General features: G+C 64.7%; 1 protein-coding gene. It reads left to right on the top strand.

Annotated features, from left to right (window positions below; all coding sequences use genetic code 11):
* Positions 1 to 451, top strand: a 451-nt coding sequence (locus PVZ80_RS00310; RefSeq protein WP_273863295.1) for an immunoglobulin-like domain-containing protein, incomplete at both ends; no start/stop codon positions are given.

The following is a 451-nucleotide window of genomic DNA, read 5'->3' as shown; positions in this document are numbered from 1 at the left end:
TCGACAGCAAGCCGGCCGACACCTCGGTGACCGATACGCCGGACACCACCAACCTGACCCTCAGCGCCACCAACACCGTGGCCGAGGGCGGCTCGATCGTTTACACCGCGACCCTGACCAATGCCGCGGGTACGCCAGTCACCGTAACCCTGAGCAACGGCGCGGTAATCAACATCGCCGCCGGCGCTACCACTGGCACCGTAACCGTGGCTGCTCCAGCCGATGACGTCTACAAAGACGCCGGCACCGTGCAAGCCACGATCCAGACCGCCACCGGTGGCAATTTCGAGAACCTGGTGCCAAGCACCGCACCGGCCGTGACCAACGTTACCGACACCATCGACACTTCGACCGTCAGCCTCACCGCGACCTCGAATGTGGCCGAAGGCGGTACCGTGGTTTACACCGCATCGGTCACCGCTCCGGTCACCGGCTCACCAGTCGTGGTCAC

The sequence above is a fragment of the Pseudomonas sp. B3G-3 genome (assembly GCF_028640915.1).
Taxonomy (GTDB): Bacteria; Pseudomonadota; Gammaproteobacteria; order Pseudomonadales; family Pseudomonadaceae; genus Aquipseudomonas; species Aquipseudomonas chlororaphis_I.
This window is presented reverse-complemented; position numbering and strand designations above follow the sequence as displayed.